Source organism: Chryseobacterium sp. UF-290 (assembly GCF_058245615.1).
This window is the reverse complement of record NZ_JBSICB010000010.1, coordinates 56004-72530: the sequence shown is the minus strand read 5'-3', so window position 1 is coordinate 72530 and position 16527 is coordinate 56004. Positions and strand designations below refer to the sequence as shown.

The window sequence follows — 16527 nt, the reverse complement described above, 5'->3', positions numbered from 1 at the left end:
TTTTACTTATATAATTAAATTTCTATTCTGTTTTTCTAAAAGCAGATTAGCTCCCTCAATTCCCTGCAATCCGCCTGTATGAAAGCACAATATCCTGCTGTTTTCAGGAAAGTAATCTTCTTCGATCAGTTCAAAAACCTTCTGCATCATCTTCCCTGTATAAATCGGCTCTAAAGGAATCTCAAATTTCTCTTTGAAATCATTGATAAAACGGATGTTTTCATCATTTATTTTACCATAACCTCCAAAACATGAATCTATTAGATCAAAATTCCGTTTCAAAGTTAATTCAAATATTTTATTTTCCAGTGAAGCATCATCAACGGCCTTAAATCCTATAACTTTCTGATTGTCTTCACAAAATTTTGAAATTCCCGCAATGGTTCCTCCGGTTCCAACTGCTGTGCAAAGATAGTCAAAATCTTTTGTTTGCTCATTGAGCATCATTTTCACCCCTTCTACAGCCTCTTTATTGGTTCCTCCTTCCGGAACGACCAATGCTTCCGGAAACTCATGCTGCAGAAATTCGGTTAGCTTTTCTTTGTGTCGGTATTCTTCCCGGGTGACAAATTTCAGATTCATTCCGTTTCTTTTCGCAAAAGCTAAAGTGGGATTGTCCCGCCATTTGTGCTGCAACTCTTCTCCTCTTATAATTCCCAGTGTAGGAATCCCGGCCAGGTCCCCTACCGCCGATACCGCAGCGATATGATTGGAAAATGCTCCGCCAAAAGTAATGATATAGGGTTTTTCGGGATTTTTTTCCAGATAATTGTTAACATTATAAAAAAGCTTCCAGTATTTATTCCCTGAAATTTGAGAGTGAACCAGATCTTCTCTCTTTATGAAGAGCTTTACATTTTTATGAATCGGGATTTCCTGAATCGGAATGGTTTCTGTGGGAAGGTTTAATAGCATTTTAGTTTTTTAGACTATTCATGAGTTATATGTTACAAAAATACTAAAAGATTTAGTTATCAGGAGCCACAGTTTTTACTAGTAACTGCACGGTGTTTTAATGATGCGACAAGAATATTGTGATCCTTACAAAATGGAGGGATAAATAACTGCTGATGGTGTATTTTTTTACCACAGATTATACAGATTTACACAGATGATTGTGTTATAATGCAGATATAGCCTGGAAAGTTTTAATGATATGATAATCTCGGGATAACAAAAAAGGGTGCACCATATGATTAACAAACATTTTTATTCCTTGATAAAGGAGCATGTCAAAGATCGTTGTGATATTTGTGAAATCATTAGTAACCTCATAATCCAAAATTCAAAATCTATAATTCATAATCATTTAAGGTATTTTCTGAAACTCCAGAATTTTCTTTTCCGAAGGTATTCCAGATTTTTTTCATTGGCATAAGCTTCTCTTTCAAATGAAATTTTCCGATAGGCCAGATATCCATCCCTGAGCTTAAAAAACCAGTAATAATATTCGATAACATAGAAAATGTAGAAAAAAATAATGAGCATTTCCAGCTGCTGCCGTAAATGGATCTTTTCATGGTTGATAAGTATATTATTTTCCTTATCTTCGGGTTTCCTAATGAAGATAAAGGGAAAGAGAGCTATGCCGTTAATTTTTAATTTTTTTAATGGCTTTTGGCATACAATTATCATAGTAACAAATATAAAAAGTTTTTTAACTTGCGTTTAACTTATGGCCCATTATGACATCAAAGAAGGTGAAGACTTCTACTATAATGAACAGGGATATAAGGTTTTTACAGAAAAGTTCCATCTGAAAAGAGGATACTGCTGTAAAAGCGGCTGCAGACACTGTCCTTACGGGTACGATAAAAAGACTGATACATTCATTAAAAATGATAAAAAAAATAAATAAAATGAAAAAATATATTTTTATTTTGTTGGCATCTGCTACACTAGGTCTAACTTCTTGTAGCCCTTTTCAGGTACGTTCAGACTATGCTGAAACAGCCAATTTCAATTCTTATAAAACGTATAAAATAAGAATTGATGATCTGAAATTGAATGATATTGATAAAGACAGAGTTCTGAATGAGCTGTCCAAACAGCTTCAAAGCAAAGGACTTCAGTCCGGTGAGAACCCTGATCTGATTATCAACGTAAAAGCAAACCATAAAAAGATCACTGACGTCAATACGACTTCACCTTACGGAATGTGGGGATGGGGCGGACCATTCGGATGGGGTATTGGCATGAACAGAACATGGACAAGCAACTACAATGAAGGGGCGCTGATCGTTGACCTGATTGATGCAAAATCCAACAAACTGGTTTGGCAGGGGATCGGAAGCGGAATTTCTGTAGACTCTCCAAGATCTAAGCAGAGACAGATTCCTGAAATCATGGCTGAGATCATGAAAAACTATCCGCCACAGAGAAAATAAGATTGAAATCTATTATTATATATGCCAGTACATTTTTGTGCTGGCTTTTTTATTCTCATGATACCGAAAAAGAAAACAGGTTTCGGCTTTCCATCAATCTCACAGATGATCAATTTTATAATGTCGGTAAATAAAATTAAATTTTTACAGATAAGATCAGATTCACGGATTTTTTAACCACAGATTTTCGCAGATCTGCACGGATGATTATGCCTGAATTGTTGAACAAAAAAGGGAAAACTATTCTTTGTATAACTTATCTTCCTTGATCTGTTTATATCAACGCTCATTATTTATCATTCATAATGTTTTATATGCTGATAAAGTTACTCATTACTCAATATGAATAAAAAGCAAAATGCCACCCATTCAAAATTAATAATAATATAATTTTTTTTTCATAAAAATGTAGTAATCTTGTTGAAACTTGTATTGATATGAAAAAAATCATTTTATTCTCTCTATTTGCGGGACTTGCTCAGGCCCAGGCGCCTGCAGGGTACTATAATTCCGCCAACGGACTGAGCGGTGCAGCATTAAAAACAGCATTGAGCAGCATTATTACCAGCGGACATCAGGATAAAGGCTACAGCGGATTATGGACCGCTTATAAAACCACCGACATCGATAAAGATTACGAAAATGACGGGTCTATTCTTGATATTTATTCTGAAAAGCCTGTAGGGGCAGATCCTTATAAATATACTCCGGGCACCAACCAGTGCGGAACTTATTCTACAGAAGGAAACTGCTACAACAGGGAACATATTATTCCTCAGAGCTTGTTCAACGAATCTTCTCCTATGGTTTCGGATATTCATTTCATCAGAGCTACTGACGGCAAGGTAAACGGGATGAGAAGCAACTATCCTTTCGGAAAGGTGGGAAGTGCCACGTTTACTTCTAAAAACGGATCCAAGCTTGGAACTTCTGCTTCTTCGGGATATTCAGGAACGGTTTTTGAGCCGATCGATGAATTTAAAGGTGATGTGGCGCGTATGATTTTTTATTTTGTGACCCGCTATCAGAGTAAGCTTTCTTCATTTTCTTCAGGCAATATGCTGGGAGGTTCTGCTTTCCCTGGATTACAGACCTGGGAGCTGAATGTTCTTCTGGCATGGCATAATCAGGATCCTGTTTCACAAGCGGAGATCAAAAGGAATAACGCGTCCTATACTTATCAGGGCAACAGAAATCCATTTATTGACAATCCGAGCTATGTCAATCTTATCTGGGGCTCCCAGCAACCCTCTGCGGATACTCAGGCACCGACTGCTGCTACCAACTTAAATATTTCCGGAAAAACTTCCAACAGCATTTCTCTTGCATGGAACGCATCAACAGATAATGTAGGGGTAACGGCTTATAACGTTTATATGAACGGAAGCCTTAAAGCTACAGTAAGCTCAACCTCAACTACAGTTTCAGGACTGAATCCTTCTACAACCTACAGCTTCTATGTTGTCGCTAAGGACGCAGCCGGAAATTCTTCATCGAACAGTTCTACGGTTTCCGGCACTACAAACGCAGGAAGCACTACTCCATCCACAGGCTGCACGAATGAAAATTTTGAAACGATTCCTGCTGCCAACGCATCATATAGCACCAGAACCTGGAACAGTGGCGGAATCTCATGGACAGCAACTGATGCCAGAACAGACCAGACCATCAACAATAAAGCGATTACGGTAAGAAACGGTTCTTTAACGTCAGGGAGCTCCGCTAACGGTATCGGTTCTCTGACTGTAACCACTCAAATGAAGTTTACAGGAAGCAACGGTACTTTTGATGTGAAAGTAAACGGAACAACAGTAGGAACGATTCCGTATAGCACCACTGTGATGACAACTACCATCAGCAATATCAATATTTCAGGAAATGTAACGGTGAGCTTAGTGAACAACTCCACAAGTAACAGAGTCGCTATTGATGACCTTTCATGGACCTGCCATTCAGGATCTGCTGCCAGGCAAGCCCAAAGTATTGCTACAGAAGCAGCCGAACCGGGCTTTATAATATCTCCCAACCCAATCACGAATCAGGAAATTTTTGTAAAGGGTGATATCCAGGGTATCAAAAAAGCAGAAATCTATAATCTACAAGGGAAAGCTCTACAAACGATTCACCAGCCTTTCAGAAATGGAAACTCTATCAAAACCGGAAATCTTGGTCAGGGAATTTATATTCTGAAACTCGATAATGCTACGATGCAGTTTTTAGTAAAATAATCAGTATTTCAATATAAAAAAAGCTGGTCTTCTCTTTTGGAGACCGGCTTTTTTATTATTAAAACTGTTTAAAATTTTCTAATGAAAACCGCAAAAGACACATACAAGATTAAACACTTAAGTTGTTTTAAGTGGCAAGCTTCGTGCATAATAAGCACACTTAAGTTTTGAAAATCTTTGATTTTCTTCTTATGCGGACTTTTTATACAATATCGCTAAACTGCCTTAAGTGAATTAAAGTGTTTAGAATAAACGCTTTTGTGTCTTTTGGAGCTAAAAAACAACTGACATTCTTATGAGATAAAAAGTTTAATGCTAATGTATTGGCAAGATTAGATCAACAAGCTGATCTGGGGAAGTAAAATTTTACAGAGAAGGTCTTTATTCTTTATTCTTTATTCTTTATTCTTTATTCTTTTATTCAAAATCATCTCCTCTCTTTATCCTTAATGATTTTTGACCAGTCAGTGAACATTTTGGTGATTGTATTGGCATTGATCATGCTGAAAATAAACATCCCGGTCATTACAGTAAGCCAGCAGTAAGCTAATTTCACCCCGTTTTTATCTGTAATAAAGTAAAGCACAAATATGGTAATAGCTCCCAATAAAAAGGTAAAAAGCAATGTATACATCAATACATGAATGATATACATATTGAATTTGAGCTTTCTGAATATCCAGCCGATAATAGCAATGGGAATGAGTAGCAGCAACGGCACAAGGATGGCGCCAAATATAGCTACCTCAGGATATTCCGCGATTTTTCTTTCAAGTCCGAAAAAAGTATTAAAACTGAACTCCGTCATAGTGTTTTTCGGCGTTTGTTATTTCCAGTAAAGTCTTGTCCTTATATCCCAACATTTTTGCCAGTATGACATTAGGAAATTCATGAATTCCTATATTGTAAAGGTTGACACTGTCGTTAAAAAATTCTCTTCTGTCTGCAATTTTGTTTTCCAGCTCGGAGATTCTTTTCTGCAGCTCAAGGAAGTTATGACTCGACTTCAGCTCAGGATAATTCTCGGAAACGGCAAAGAATGAAGATAAAGCTTTTGAGGTTTCATTGGCCAGTTCTGTTCTTTTATCGGCATCGGTCGTGTTGTTGTAAGAAGTCCGGAGTTCCGTGAGGCGGGCAAGCAGGTTTTCTTCATAGTTCATAAAATGTTGGGCAACCTTGACCAGGTTCGGGATTTCATCGGCACGCTGCTTCAGAACAACGTCAATATTACCGTAGGCTTTGCCAACGTTAAACTTCAGCATAACCAGCTTATTATATAAATTGATCAAAAAGCTTATAATGACCACTCCTAAAAGGATAATTAATATGATGGCAACAGTCTGATTCATTATTGTATGAGTATATAGATTATTATTAAAAGGATAACGGAGCAGGTAAGCAGGAAAGACCTCAGCAAAGGCTGGTATTTATTCCATACCGTGATTCCTGATGATGAAGTGACTCCAAGGATCTTATAGTGGTCGTCTTTTCTGATGAACGGAACTCCGTTTTTAGCGTCTGCATATCCTACCAGCAGCATTTTTTGCCCGTCCTTCAAAAGGGTTTCGGTGTATCTTTTATTGTTGCTGCTGCTTACATTGGTTTCTCCAAGCAAAACAAGCTCTATTCCTTCCGGTTCAATGTCTATCATTCCCGAATCATCTTTTATACTGAAGGGATTGCATTGGGTTTCCCTGTGAACCGTTCTGTAAGACGCTTTTCCGTCGGAATCCCTGTCAATATCTTCAATGGTGTAATAATATCCGATGCATATTTCGTTACCCACCGGTGAAAATAAAGGATTCTTCATCACCAGCACGCCCTCAACTTCTACGATCCCTTTTGCCAGTGATTGTATTTTCGAAGTCGGAAGGGATGCCTGCAGCCGTAAAAAACGTTTTGCCGGGGTCGGTTTCATGAAGGTAAGAAAGATGAAAACAAAAAAAGCCAAAGGAAGAAGGATCAATGCCTTTTCTGCATATGAATCGTAATTCTTTACAATTTCAGAGATGTATTCATGCAATGGCATTTTTTCTTTGAAAATGATCCACAGAATAAAATAAAGAAAACAAAACAATATCGTTCCCAGAACCGCATAGCCTGTATATGACATTTTTCTGTTATTCTCCATTTATTAGATACCTTGAATATTTGTTTTTGGTTGTCAACCCAAAAATACGTTTTATTAATGAATGCTGCTTGTAAAAATATTTTTGTACCCGTCCTGATCCATACCGTAAAAGCTATCTTTCTTTAGTGTTAAACAGAGTATCTGGAAACAAAGCGAGATCACCTATTTTATCAAAAGCTATATAATCTCAAATTCATCTTTCCCGTCAGGAATATAAAATGTAATGTCCAGCATCAGCTCTTCCCGGGTTCCGGGATCTACCAGGTATAAGGCGGCATCTCCGTTGAGCCTTTTCAGGACAGCTGTTCTGTTGTCTGAATACAGAAACATGATAGCATCCTGAGGAACCGGCTGTATTTTCATCCCGGAACTGAACTCCTGAAGAAGTTCTTTGAACCTCCCTTCTGATTCTCCTTTTGAAAGGTACATGGATGTAGCCATGTTTTCCTCTCTCCTGGAAATCATTTTCTTATAATCATCATATCTTTCGTTTTGAATCAGCCTGATGATCTTTTCATAGGCTGAATCCAGTTTTTCTCTGCAGTTTTTAAGATCCTTAAGGTTCGTTCCGTCCTGCCATGCTTTAAGCTGATAGGGAACTTCCGCTTTAAAGGTACCATCGTATCTTATCACAGGCAGCTTTTTGTCTTCAACGGGTTTTGACTGATAGTCTCCAAACTGGCTGTTAAAAACAAAATCATTGGTAACATCAAAAAGTTTGATATTGAATTTCAATTCTGCCTGCTTATCAATCTCGGTCTGCCCGGCGACAGGTAATATTGTTGCTGTTATCTTCTGCTCCCCGCTTTCCAGGATCGCATAATTGACAGGTATCATTGAGGAGACCTGGTTGGTAATATTCATATGAATGACCGGATAATCATTGATTCTGATCTCCAGCATACATGCTGACGCACTGAAATCGATTACATAATAAGGCTGCTGCATAGGGAATCTTTATATTTTCTGAAAATGATCTTTCTGTTCTTTTTATTTTTGAATTAAGGAATTTTATTAAGGTCAGGATATCCTGATCCTTTCAACAGGTTTGCCCATTCCCTGCTTTTAAAAACAAACAGGTTACATCTGTATTCCTGTGGCTTGTTATCTATTTTCGTTTCACAATAGTAATAGACCAGATCATTGATCTTCCAGATGGCCAATTCCTGTCTGAATTTATTTTGAGTCTGAATGATCTTATTGTCTTTCACATCGGATTCAAAGCTTTCATGCACAGTAGTGAAAACCGGTTTCCGGAGCGCTTTATTCAGGTTGTCAAAAAGGGCTTTCTTTTCCGGTTCGGTATAGATATTAAGCTGATACATTCCCAGCTCATCATTTTTCTCATCAGAGACAGGGCCGATCTCCTGATCTACTTTTCCGTAATGAAAAATAACCTTATTCGTGTTGTAGTCATTTTTCCCTTCCAGAGATGCTCCGTTATACTTCAGGAATTTTCCTGAGCCAAAAGCCAGTCTGTCATTCCCTAACAGGGTAACATCACCGGTCTGAACAGTATCTTTAACCGTCAAATCTCCGGCTTTTAAAATATCATTAATATTTTCTCCGATGGTCAATGATGCCAGGTCAGAAACTCCGGTCACTGGTTTTGCTTCTGTCGCAGTTTGGGTATCATTATTTTTTTCTTTTGAACCACATGAGGTAATTCCCATAAATATTACCGGTATCAGTATGTATTTCAGCTGTTTCATATTATTGTTCATGACTGGTTATAAAGCTTTGCAGAACGGTTTCACGATCTTTCATATTCCCGTAATGTATTCCGGTTTTCACAAAATACAGGTTGGTTTCAAAACCTTTTATCTCTTTCTGGTCTATGACCACTTTATTTTTTATCTGTTCCAGTAAGATATCAAAGCCATCTTTGGTATTCTTCCAGTAATATCCTGAATAAGGCCAGGCATCGGTAGCTATGGATATAACCTGGGGCTGACCGTACTTTTTCTTCAGCTTTGCCATGAGGGCATCACTTTCCTGAAAATTTTTTGTAGCGATATAGTATCCCTGAAGTACATTATCATCCTGATTATTGACCAGAAATCCAATTTCGCTTTTAAGGTATTTTTTCTCCTTTGGATAATCCAGCATAAACCCGATTTCTCCGTATTGATACTGATCTACTTTAAAAGTGCTGTAATAAGGATATCCGGTAGTCTGTTCCAGATCGGTCTGTTTTGTTGTATTTTTAACGATCATATCATTGGCAGATCCTGTTTTCAGGTCAGACAGGTCTGTTTTTGATTGAGCGCTACAAAAATTAAACAGCGTCAATGTACTTATCAAAATCGTTTTTTTCATATTATCCTTTTTGAATAAATGGTATCTGAGCAGATACTCCCGTAAGTTTTTCCAGTTTTTTTATCACATCAAACTCCGGAATGACTTCATAGGTCTTATCAAAATCAGCAAGATTCATCTTCCTGTCGCTTTTCAGAAAACCTTTCTTAATGTATAAACCTACACTCGCTTTCACCAATACTGTGGCCACCAATCCGTCAAACTTCACCTCAGGCCTGTAATATAAGGTCTTTTGGGTACTGCTCTTCTGTTCATATACCAAACGATGGCCAAAAGTAGCGGTAGCTTTTCCTGTAGCTTTTATTTTACCTTCAGCGTAAGCTTCAGCAATGATGATCACAAATTTTGCTTTGACTTCTATTCCTGCATCCAATTCCACACCAATCTGTGTATCCAGCTTTCCGCTTGCTCCTCCCGCATCGGAATTGGTATTAAAGTTCAGCTTGGTTTCTCCGGAAATGGTCCCGAAAATTTTCAGGTCGATATACATATTCAGGGATATGGGATGGTCTTCATCAGCCAGCCATGTTCTCACCTCATTCAGGATACGCTTGGCCGCGAGGTTCGCTGTTCCTCCGCTCACTACTCCCACTCCGGCCTGTACCAGCATATCAAGAAGGTCTATCGTTACTTCAAGCCCAATGATAGGGGATGCTTTAAAGTACAATTCCAGTGAAGTACCGATAGTCTGTAAAGGTTTTCTGTTCTTCCGGCCTCTTTCCAGCTGCCACTCTGCTCCCAGGCAGAAATTAGGCGGTTTCATTTCTATGGTTAAAGGCAGCTTGCTGGTATAGCTGTTCTTTCTGATCTTCCCTTTTGTCTGGTCTGTAACGCCGGTCGAAAATTCTTTAAGAGAGCTGAACACCTTATACATCCATTTTATCTTATCTTCATACTTTAAAGTGGCATCAAAATGACCGTTATATTTGTCAGAGGCAGTTCTGTCCCAGTTAGCTTCCAATGTTACCCCAAAATCCATCTCCGTCTGCTTGTGCCTTTTCTCACTTCCTATTTTCCCTGCTTTACTCAACATTTCCTTATGTTTTGAGGCGGGCAGGTTCTGCCATTTTACACTAAGCTCATTACTCAGGTTCATGGAGAAATGGAAATCCCATTTGATATCAGGATATGCTTTTATTAAAACCGTTACCCGGCTAGGGTTACTGTAAAACCTGCAGCTATGAGCATGCAGATGAATTTTGTTCGGGGTTGTCGCTTCCGGCCAGATATACTGCAAAGGAATGGCAGAAAATCTTGACAGATCCGAATATATTCCATAATCAAATGCCGGCGGAGCAAATTTTCTTTCCTGATCTCCTGCATCAATGGCCTGTCCCACATCCAGCAGCCTTATTTCTTTGGTATGCAGGGCTTTGTTCCTGAAACAGGCTTTGGTATCAAAGTCGGAGACCTCGATGGTAATGTTTCTTTTGGTAGAGACTGTAGGTGCTATGGTTTCATAAATAATGGTATTGGCATCGTGGGGGAAATATTCGAAATAAATATCTACCCTGCGGTTATTTTTATATTCTTTTTCGTCTTTGAACCTTATGTTATCTTTTCCATTTTTATCGTCTGTAGGATTGACTTCTCCTTTTCCTAAAGATCTGATCCTTTTAGCATCCAGGCCTCCGTCCGTAAAGAATTTCTTTACAATATCCGATCTTTTCTGGGACAAAGACTGATTGTATTCCATTTTACCGATCACACAGGCATATCCGTCTATGGTAATGGTAGAATGCTGATGTTCCAGCAGAAAACGAAGGATATTATTAAGCTTTTTCTCACCGTCCCCTTCTATAACCGCTGAATTGAACTCATAAAAGATCGTCGCATGTATGGTCTCTTTTCCTGCGATATTTTTTACGCCCTTTCCGTTATCAAAAACCATAATGGGAGTTTTTACCTCACCATTCTTATCAAAGATGATATCGGTAATCCTGATGGTTTCAAATTTACAGGGCTCATACCGCTCCAGGTTCTTATCCGGCATATACACTTTGGTCGGAACTACATTCTGCGGCCGTTGAGGAGCTGTGGCAACCAACTGATTTTTCATCCTTAAAAAACGGCCGTGAATATCATCATTGTTGTCATCCACAATATATTTTCCAGTTTTGGGATCTTTCACCTTTACATATAATTCCTCGACATCTTTGATGTTTTTGATCATGCCTTTCCACTGTGATGTATTCTGAACTTTCACATTGATCTCACCATCGTTTACTTCTACATTGCTCCAACGTGTCATCAAAGGATCATCTTTGACACCACCTCCCATTCTGATCCTTCTGTATATTTCGACAATAAGGTCCTTTCTTCCGTTCAGACCTTCTGTTCCCAAATAAAGGTGGATAATGTGACCATAACTGAAATGGAACGTCTTTCTGACATCTTTACCTCCTTCTGTAGTACTCCATCTGGAATCTACGATCCTTGGAGGGCAGTGTCCGAAAATATGCTTACCTACTTTATTGACAGTATCAGGTTTTCCTCCTAAACTGGCTTCTATATAATAGGAAACAATTCCGCATTCTTTCCTGGTAAATTTATATTCATATACAAATCCGGCAGGTCTTCTGAGCTGCTCTATTACGGTTTTTCTTCCGGCATTCTGCCGGATCCATACGACTTCCTTTTTTTTATCGGCATCAGGTGTACCCGGAAACCATTCTGAAACATTGAAACGTATCGGCTTACCCGGTTCCACCCCTATAAATGCACCATCATTGTATACAACTTTTGCATTGTCTGCCCTTGGAGCTATGTCGATTTTTTTTATTCCTTTATTTGCCATACCCTAATTATTTAAGCATCTCCGGCTGTATCATCATCATTTTTCTCTTCTTTACGCATTTCTCCGGCATCTACCAACGGATTGATCTGCTGCTGTACCTCTTTATCAGCATTTTTAAAGTTCTGTGCCCCTGCTTCCGCCCTTTGTCCGTGATCAATGATCTCAATGCATGGCGTACCAGCAACTGCACAGACCGCTTTGCTGTCTTCTACGATAATAAACCCGCCATTGCTGAGCTGCACCTTATCATAAAAGTTCTGCCATTCTGTGACCATAATTTTACAGGGTGGTGGCGGACTTCCCATTTTTGTACAGTTTCCGAAGGTATTCTTTTCAAATGTGGCTCCTCCTATTTCTTTCGTGGTAACGATCAGCTTTTTGGAGGCAGCTTTATCATTGGCATATTCTTTCTGGTGTGTAAGTACTTTCAGTTTGTCCGGAGCCTGCCCGAACTGGCATTTACACATAGCGCCCTGTACTACAATATGTTTTTCTGCCATAGCTAAAATTCTTTATTTGAGGTTACATTCCAGCTTGTATGCTGAATAAATTGTTGGGCTTTAGCCCCTTTTTTCAGTGCCGGTTTTAAATATGTTTTTTTATAACCTGTACCGTATTCCAGGTTATAAAGATCAACGGTAGCAGAGAAGGCTTCACCATCAGTTGCAACTGCCTTAGGTTCGTCTTTTGTAAAATCATTGCTGAAATTAAAAACAGCGCTTTGGGTTTCAATATTTTGAGGCATGGTAAATTCTGCTTTCTGCCCAAAGTACAGACTAAAGCTGATGATAAAAAGTAGTAGGGAAAGTCTCCTGCCTAATTTCATTTTCATTTTGTTTTGTTTTTTTTAAAGGGTAGCGATCACTACCGATATTTTCTTTTCTTCTTCCAGCATCATACTGCATTCCAGATACATTGATTCCGGAAAAACTGTTTGCCCGTTCAGATAATACCTCATCCTGAATGCTCCCTCTCTGTTTATCACCGGATCATCATCTATAATCATTGAAAAGGGAGCTCCACTTATAAAATCATAGGAAGATCTTTCATCATTCAGATTTCCGGTTCCTTCAATACGGATCAGGTCATGCTCATCTTTCAACGGATCGATCTCCAGCTTTACCTCATATTTGGGTTCTACAGGATTATCTACTATTGGAAAGCTTTCTGTTCCCTTGATCTGAAAGTTCTGTCCAAAACTTTGATAGATTCCCCAAAACAGGGTTCTGATGAAGTAGTCACTTTTAAGGTAAAAACTTATCGTCCCGGGCTCTTCTATCACTTGTTCAATCTTCCGGCAGTATCTGTCTACTGTTTCTCCGTCAAATTCTTTGTACACTTCTTCTTTTACAGCCGGCCACCTTTTTTTAAATACCGAAATATCTTCTACAGCATTGAACTTCCCCTGTTCATCCACACTAACCTGTAAAGGGTATAAAACCTGTGAGGTACAGTGTGCCAGCACATCTGCTATTTCGCTGACCTCTTCTTCATTCAGGTATAATTTGGAAGTTCTGTCTATTTCAAAAAAATGAAGGTTATTTTCACTTTTCAGCCAGCGTACCGAGGTTTCATATTTCAGCTCGTTTTTATGGCTTCCTTTTTCAATGCTGATAATAACGCCATATCTGGCAAACATTTTTCCGGGATTGAAAACAAGCCGGTTTCCGTGCCCGAATTTCACCAGCTTATTCTGATCTTCAACAGCGTTCCTTGGAATAAAAAGCTCTTTCTGCCCCGTAAGCTCTATAAGAATCATATCTTTTACACTACAGAGGTTATTATGAAATAACTTCAAAGCATCCTTATCTATTCCATAAAGTGCAGCAATACTTTTTAAAGTTTCGCTTTCCTGAACAGCATGTATATTGAATTTCTGCATAATTTTCCTGCTTCAAAAAACACATTATTGAACATGCCGCTTAATGCACCACTCTTTTCCTGTCTGACCTCGGATCCATTCCTATAGCATATCGGTCTGCCGACCAATGCAGATATTTATTTCTCAATTCCCTGAGATCTTTCTGCTCTCCTAATTCTCTTAAGTAATTCGGATCTGTTTTATTGTTGTTATACTTTTTATTTAAATCCGCTACCCATTTGAAGTCATAAGATTTACCGTTTTTAAAGACATATTCCCTAAGCTTCTTTTCCACACGAACCAGTAAAGCATCTTTAGAAAAATCATAACTCTTCTTTATTTTTGTCATGGAGATCTGCTCACACTTGGCATTATTTGCTTTTTCTGTCATAAATGTGAGTGGAATATAGCTATAGGTATGCAATAATTCTCTGACTCCCTTTAATGCCCAGTATGCATTACCTCCAATATAAGATAGCTGGTCTCTGTTGTACCATCCTTCGGCAACGAGCCTGTCTTCAAGAGGTTTCAGATCATTTTTATTCGTCCAGTCTGTTTCGATTTCCCTTACCCATTCCGTTTCGGATAAATAACTTCCACCAATATCAGAATGTACACCAGGAAATGTTTTTTCTTCACCATAAAAGACAGGAACCTGCTTCTTTCCTCTGGCATCTGTATCGTAAGCCACATTGGTAAGATCAAAATTTTCCCTATGCTCATCAGTGGCAATAAAGTGTACTATTTTTTTTGCCGAGGTTATATCATCAAGATGGAGCTCCTTTATATCATTACTGAAATTGGGTTTTGCAGAAAAATTGGGATGATAAGACGATACTGTATCATAAATTCCTAAAAAACGGACTACGATCCGCTCAACGGTAATTCCCGCTTCTTTTAATTTCAGACCCAGGTGCCCTCTTGGAGGTAATTCTTTAAGAGGCGATTCTTTTCCATCATCATCGCTGTACAGCGTAACGCTTACTTTTCTCTTTGTATAGGTTTTTTTGTGAGCCGCGTACTTTCTCTTATTAACCTCATAAACGAAGTTACGGGCTGCCGCCGCACCTCTGCTGAATCCGAAAACATCAAGTGTCAATACCGCAACATCAGTTCTACTGCCCAACTTTTCCTTTATCCTTTTAACTATTTCTTCGCAGCCTTTTCTCACTTTTCCACGAATACCGGTATCACCACTACCAAAGGCAAAACCATCATTCTCATCATCCTTACGATCATCAGTTCCTATTCCTTCGATATAAATTCCATAATCCTGGTTACAGGCTTCCGACATACGGGCAACATTACTCCAGCCATTATCATAACTGGTGTCTTTTTTCTCACTTATTTGTCTTTTAAACCAGGTCTTAATTCCGTATTTTTTATAAATCTCCGTATTATTTTCCCGTTCTTTGGTATTGACCTTATTATTAAGTGTTCCATCAAAGAAAACTCCCAAAACAACATCTATAGAATCATCTTCTATGTCTTCGGGCGTATAATTTCCAAAAACTACATTAGACATAGGTTTCTATTTATTCTGTTTTACATATTTATCCATCTGAGCTACCTGATATTTTTTACCATTTTGCTCAATATACACCTCTGCATTGTTTCCACTGCTTATATCAATAACAATATCTGTGGAAGCTTCTTTATCCAATCCTCCGAATATTTTATACATGTCGGTCCTTTCAAAATCCAAAGGAAGAAAAGTTCCGTTATATACCTTATTGGCATCTTTTATATATTGTGGATTACCGGTAAATACAATTTGAGAGCTTTGTTTCTTTCCTTCTTTATTTTTCCATTGGAAATAAAAAAGATAGGGTACAGCTCGTTTTTGGTAAGGTAAGGTAGTTGCCGGATTATCTTGCAGTGTACTTTCACGCTCTCCATTGGCCATATAGAAGTTTCTTTTTTCAAGGGTACTTCCTGCCGGTAAAATAAGCTTCGGACTCCAGTTCAATTTTTCTCTAAAAATTTCATACAGCTTTGGGTCCGGGTACCCCTCACCCTTTATTTTTTGGATTACAATAGGCTTTACTATTCCCGGGTCGTTCAGAATATCTTCTCTGTAATTGGGCTCAAATACATATTTAAACTTGTCGTAAGCTTCTTTTTGAGTAATTTTTATTTCTTTTCCCTGAAAATTTCCTACTTCCACCTGATGTCCGTCTCCGTATAGCCAAAGTATCAGCTTCCCTTTTGGTCCCAACCCAATCACAAAAGTATCATATGTTCCTTTTTTCAGAGAATCAAAATAAGTTTGATTGAAACCCTCGTTAAATAATTGGGTAATTTTTTTCGTATCGAGTTCCCAATGACCCGCGTAAAATTTATCTTCTACCAAAGAGTACCAGGTAAATTCTAGCGTGTGAGGAACTTTTACAAGATGATCTGTTCCTCCCCCATATTTCCCGGGTTCTCCCCAGCCTCCATCAACAATTCCCCAGATATCAGAAAACGGGAATTGATAGTCATCTGCTATAAGCTCTCCATAATAAGCCTGCATCGGGTATTCATTGGGAGCCGATAATGTTCCTGTCCATTTATATTTTTCTTCCATTTTTTTATTTTGACAACTGATTAATGAGAAACTGCATACAATGAAAAGAATGAGGATCTTCAATTTATTTATTCCCATGAGACATTATTTTTTTGTTGCTGGACAAAATAAGGTTTTCTTTTTGTGCTTCAACATTAATTTTTTTTGCAATCTTTTCCGCCTTGTTGCCCACAGTCAAATGGTAAGAGTCTTTCACGGTGATCTGAATATTGGTTGCTGTTTTTCTTATCGCCAT

The 16527-nt window shown here is 38.4% G+C and carries 18 protein-coding genes; 3 read left to right on the top strand and 15 right to left on the bottom strand.

Translation table 11 applies throughout. The features are described 5' to 3' along the window. Positions 1–6 precede the first annotated feature (6 nt). Positions 7–915 carry a 1-aminocyclopropane-1-carboxylate deaminase/D-cysteine desulfhydrase gene (locus AC4IF5_RS13145; RefSeq protein ID WP_490735200.1) on the bottom strand — a complete coding sequence of 303 codons (909 nt, stop codon included), beginning with the start codon at positions 913–915 and terminating at the stop codon, positions 7–9. A 390-nt stretch (positions 916–1305) separates the two neighbouring features. Then, positions 1306–1635, bottom strand: a complete 330-nt coding sequence (locus AC4IF5_RS13140; protein WP_490735198.1) for a hypothetical protein — start codon at positions 1633–1635, stop codon at positions 1306–1308. A 40-nt stretch (positions 1636–1675) separates the two neighbouring features. On the opposite strand from AC4IF5_RS13140, the gene AC4IF5_RS13135 reads away from it, so the two are divergent. The 3 genes from AC4IF5_RS13135 (at position 1676) to AC4IF5_RS13125 (ending at position 4615) form a co-directional block, all read left to right on the top strand. Beyond that, a complete protein-coding gene (locus AC4IF5_RS13135; RefSeq protein WP_007842321.1) occupies positions 1676–1858 on the top strand; it encodes a C1orf53 family protein in 183 nt (60 codons plus the stop codon). Between the two features lies 1 nt (position 1859). Beyond that, the gene (locus tag AC4IF5_RS13130) at positions 1860–2387 is read left to right on the top strand and encodes a DUF4136 domain-containing protein (protein ID WP_490735195.1); all 528 of its coding nucleotides are present in this window, start codon (positions 1860–1862) and stop codon (positions 2385–2387) included. Positions 2388–2824: 437 nt separating this feature from the next. Beyond that, a complete protein-coding gene (locus AC4IF5_RS13125; protein WP_490735193.1) occupies positions 2825–4615 on the top strand; it encodes an endonuclease in 1791 nt (596 codons plus the stop codon). A gap of 427 nt (positions 4616–5042) precedes the next feature. Here the strand turns inward: AC4IF5_RS13125 and AC4IF5_RS13120 are convergent, their stop codons facing one another. From AC4IF5_RS13120 to AC4IF5_RS13060, 13 genes are all read right to left on the bottom strand, one after another. Continuing rightward, on the bottom strand, positions 5043–5423 hold the full coding sequence (locus tag AC4IF5_RS13120) for a hypothetical protein (protein WP_490735191.1): 381 nt from the start codon (positions 5421–5423) through the stop codon (positions 5043–5045). Then, positions 5404–5964: a LemA family protein gene (locus AC4IF5_RS13115; protein ID WP_490735190.1), complete on the bottom strand. Its 561-nt coding sequence runs from the start codon at positions 5962–5964 to the stop codon at positions 5404–5406. The genes AC4IF5_RS13120 and AC4IF5_RS13115 overlap by 20 nt, the downstream gene beginning before the upstream one ends. Further along, entirely contained in the window at positions 5964–6746 is a 783-nt protein-coding gene (locus AC4IF5_RS13110) for a hypothetical protein (RefSeq protein ID WP_490735188.1), read from the bottom strand. Before AC4IF5_RS13110 ends, AC4IF5_RS13115 begins: the two co-directional genes overlap by 1 nt. A gap of 177 nt (positions 6747–6923) precedes the next feature. Then, positions 6924–7694 carry a hypothetical protein gene (locus tag AC4IF5_RS13105; protein ID WP_490735186.1) on the bottom strand — a complete coding sequence of 257 codons (771 nt, stop codon included), beginning with the start codon at positions 7692–7694 and terminating at the stop codon, positions 6924–6926. Between the two features lie 53 nt (positions 7695–7747). Next, positions 7748–8458, bottom strand: coding sequence for a hypothetical protein (locus AC4IF5_RS13100; protein WP_490735185.1), 711 nt, complete (start codon positions 8456–8458; stop codon positions 7748–7750). A 1-nt stretch (position 8459) separates the two neighbouring features. Next, the gene (locus AC4IF5_RS13095; RefSeq protein WP_490735184.1) at positions 8460–9065 is read right to left on the bottom strand and encodes a hypothetical protein; all 606 of its coding nucleotides are present in this window, start codon (positions 9063–9065) and stop codon (positions 8460–8462) included. A 1-nt stretch (position 9066) separates the two neighbouring features. Further along, positions 9067–11862, bottom strand: a complete 2796-nt coding sequence (locus tag AC4IF5_RS13090) for an OmpA family protein (RefSeq protein ID WP_490735183.1) — start codon at positions 11860–11862, stop codon at positions 9067–9069. A gap of 11 nt (positions 11863–11873) precedes the next feature. Beyond that, on the bottom strand, positions 11874–12362 hold the full coding sequence (locus AC4IF5_RS13085; protein WP_490735182.1) for a DUF4280 domain-containing protein: 489 nt from the start codon (positions 12360–12362) through the stop codon (positions 11874–11876). Between the two features lie 2 nt (positions 12363–12364). Next, positions 12365–12694, bottom strand: a complete 330-nt coding sequence (locus AC4IF5_RS13080) for a hypothetical protein (protein ID WP_490735181.1) — start codon at positions 12692–12694, stop codon at positions 12365–12367. A gap of 15 nt (positions 12695–12709) precedes the next feature. Continuing rightward, on the bottom strand, positions 12710–13744 hold the full coding sequence (locus AC4IF5_RS13075) for a hypothetical protein (RefSeq protein ID WP_490735180.1): 1035 nt from the start codon (positions 13742–13744) through the stop codon (positions 12710–12712). Positions 13745–13784: 40 nt separating this feature from the next. Then, positions 13785–15248: a phospholipase effector Tle1 domain-containing protein gene (locus tag AC4IF5_RS13070; protein ID WP_490735179.1), complete on the bottom strand. Its 1464-nt coding sequence runs from the start codon at positions 15246–15248 to the stop codon at positions 13785–13787. A 6-nt stretch (positions 15249–15254) separates the two neighbouring features. Then, the gene (locus tag AC4IF5_RS13065) at positions 15255–16292 is read right to left on the bottom strand and encodes a DUF2931 family protein (protein ID WP_490735178.1); all 1038 of its coding nucleotides are present in this window, start codon (positions 16290–16292) and stop codon (positions 15255–15257) included. A gap of 64 nt (positions 16293–16356) precedes the next feature. After that, a complete protein-coding gene (locus AC4IF5_RS13060) occupies positions 16357–16527 on the bottom strand; it encodes a hypothetical protein (RefSeq protein ID WP_490735177.1) in 171 nt (56 codons plus the stop codon).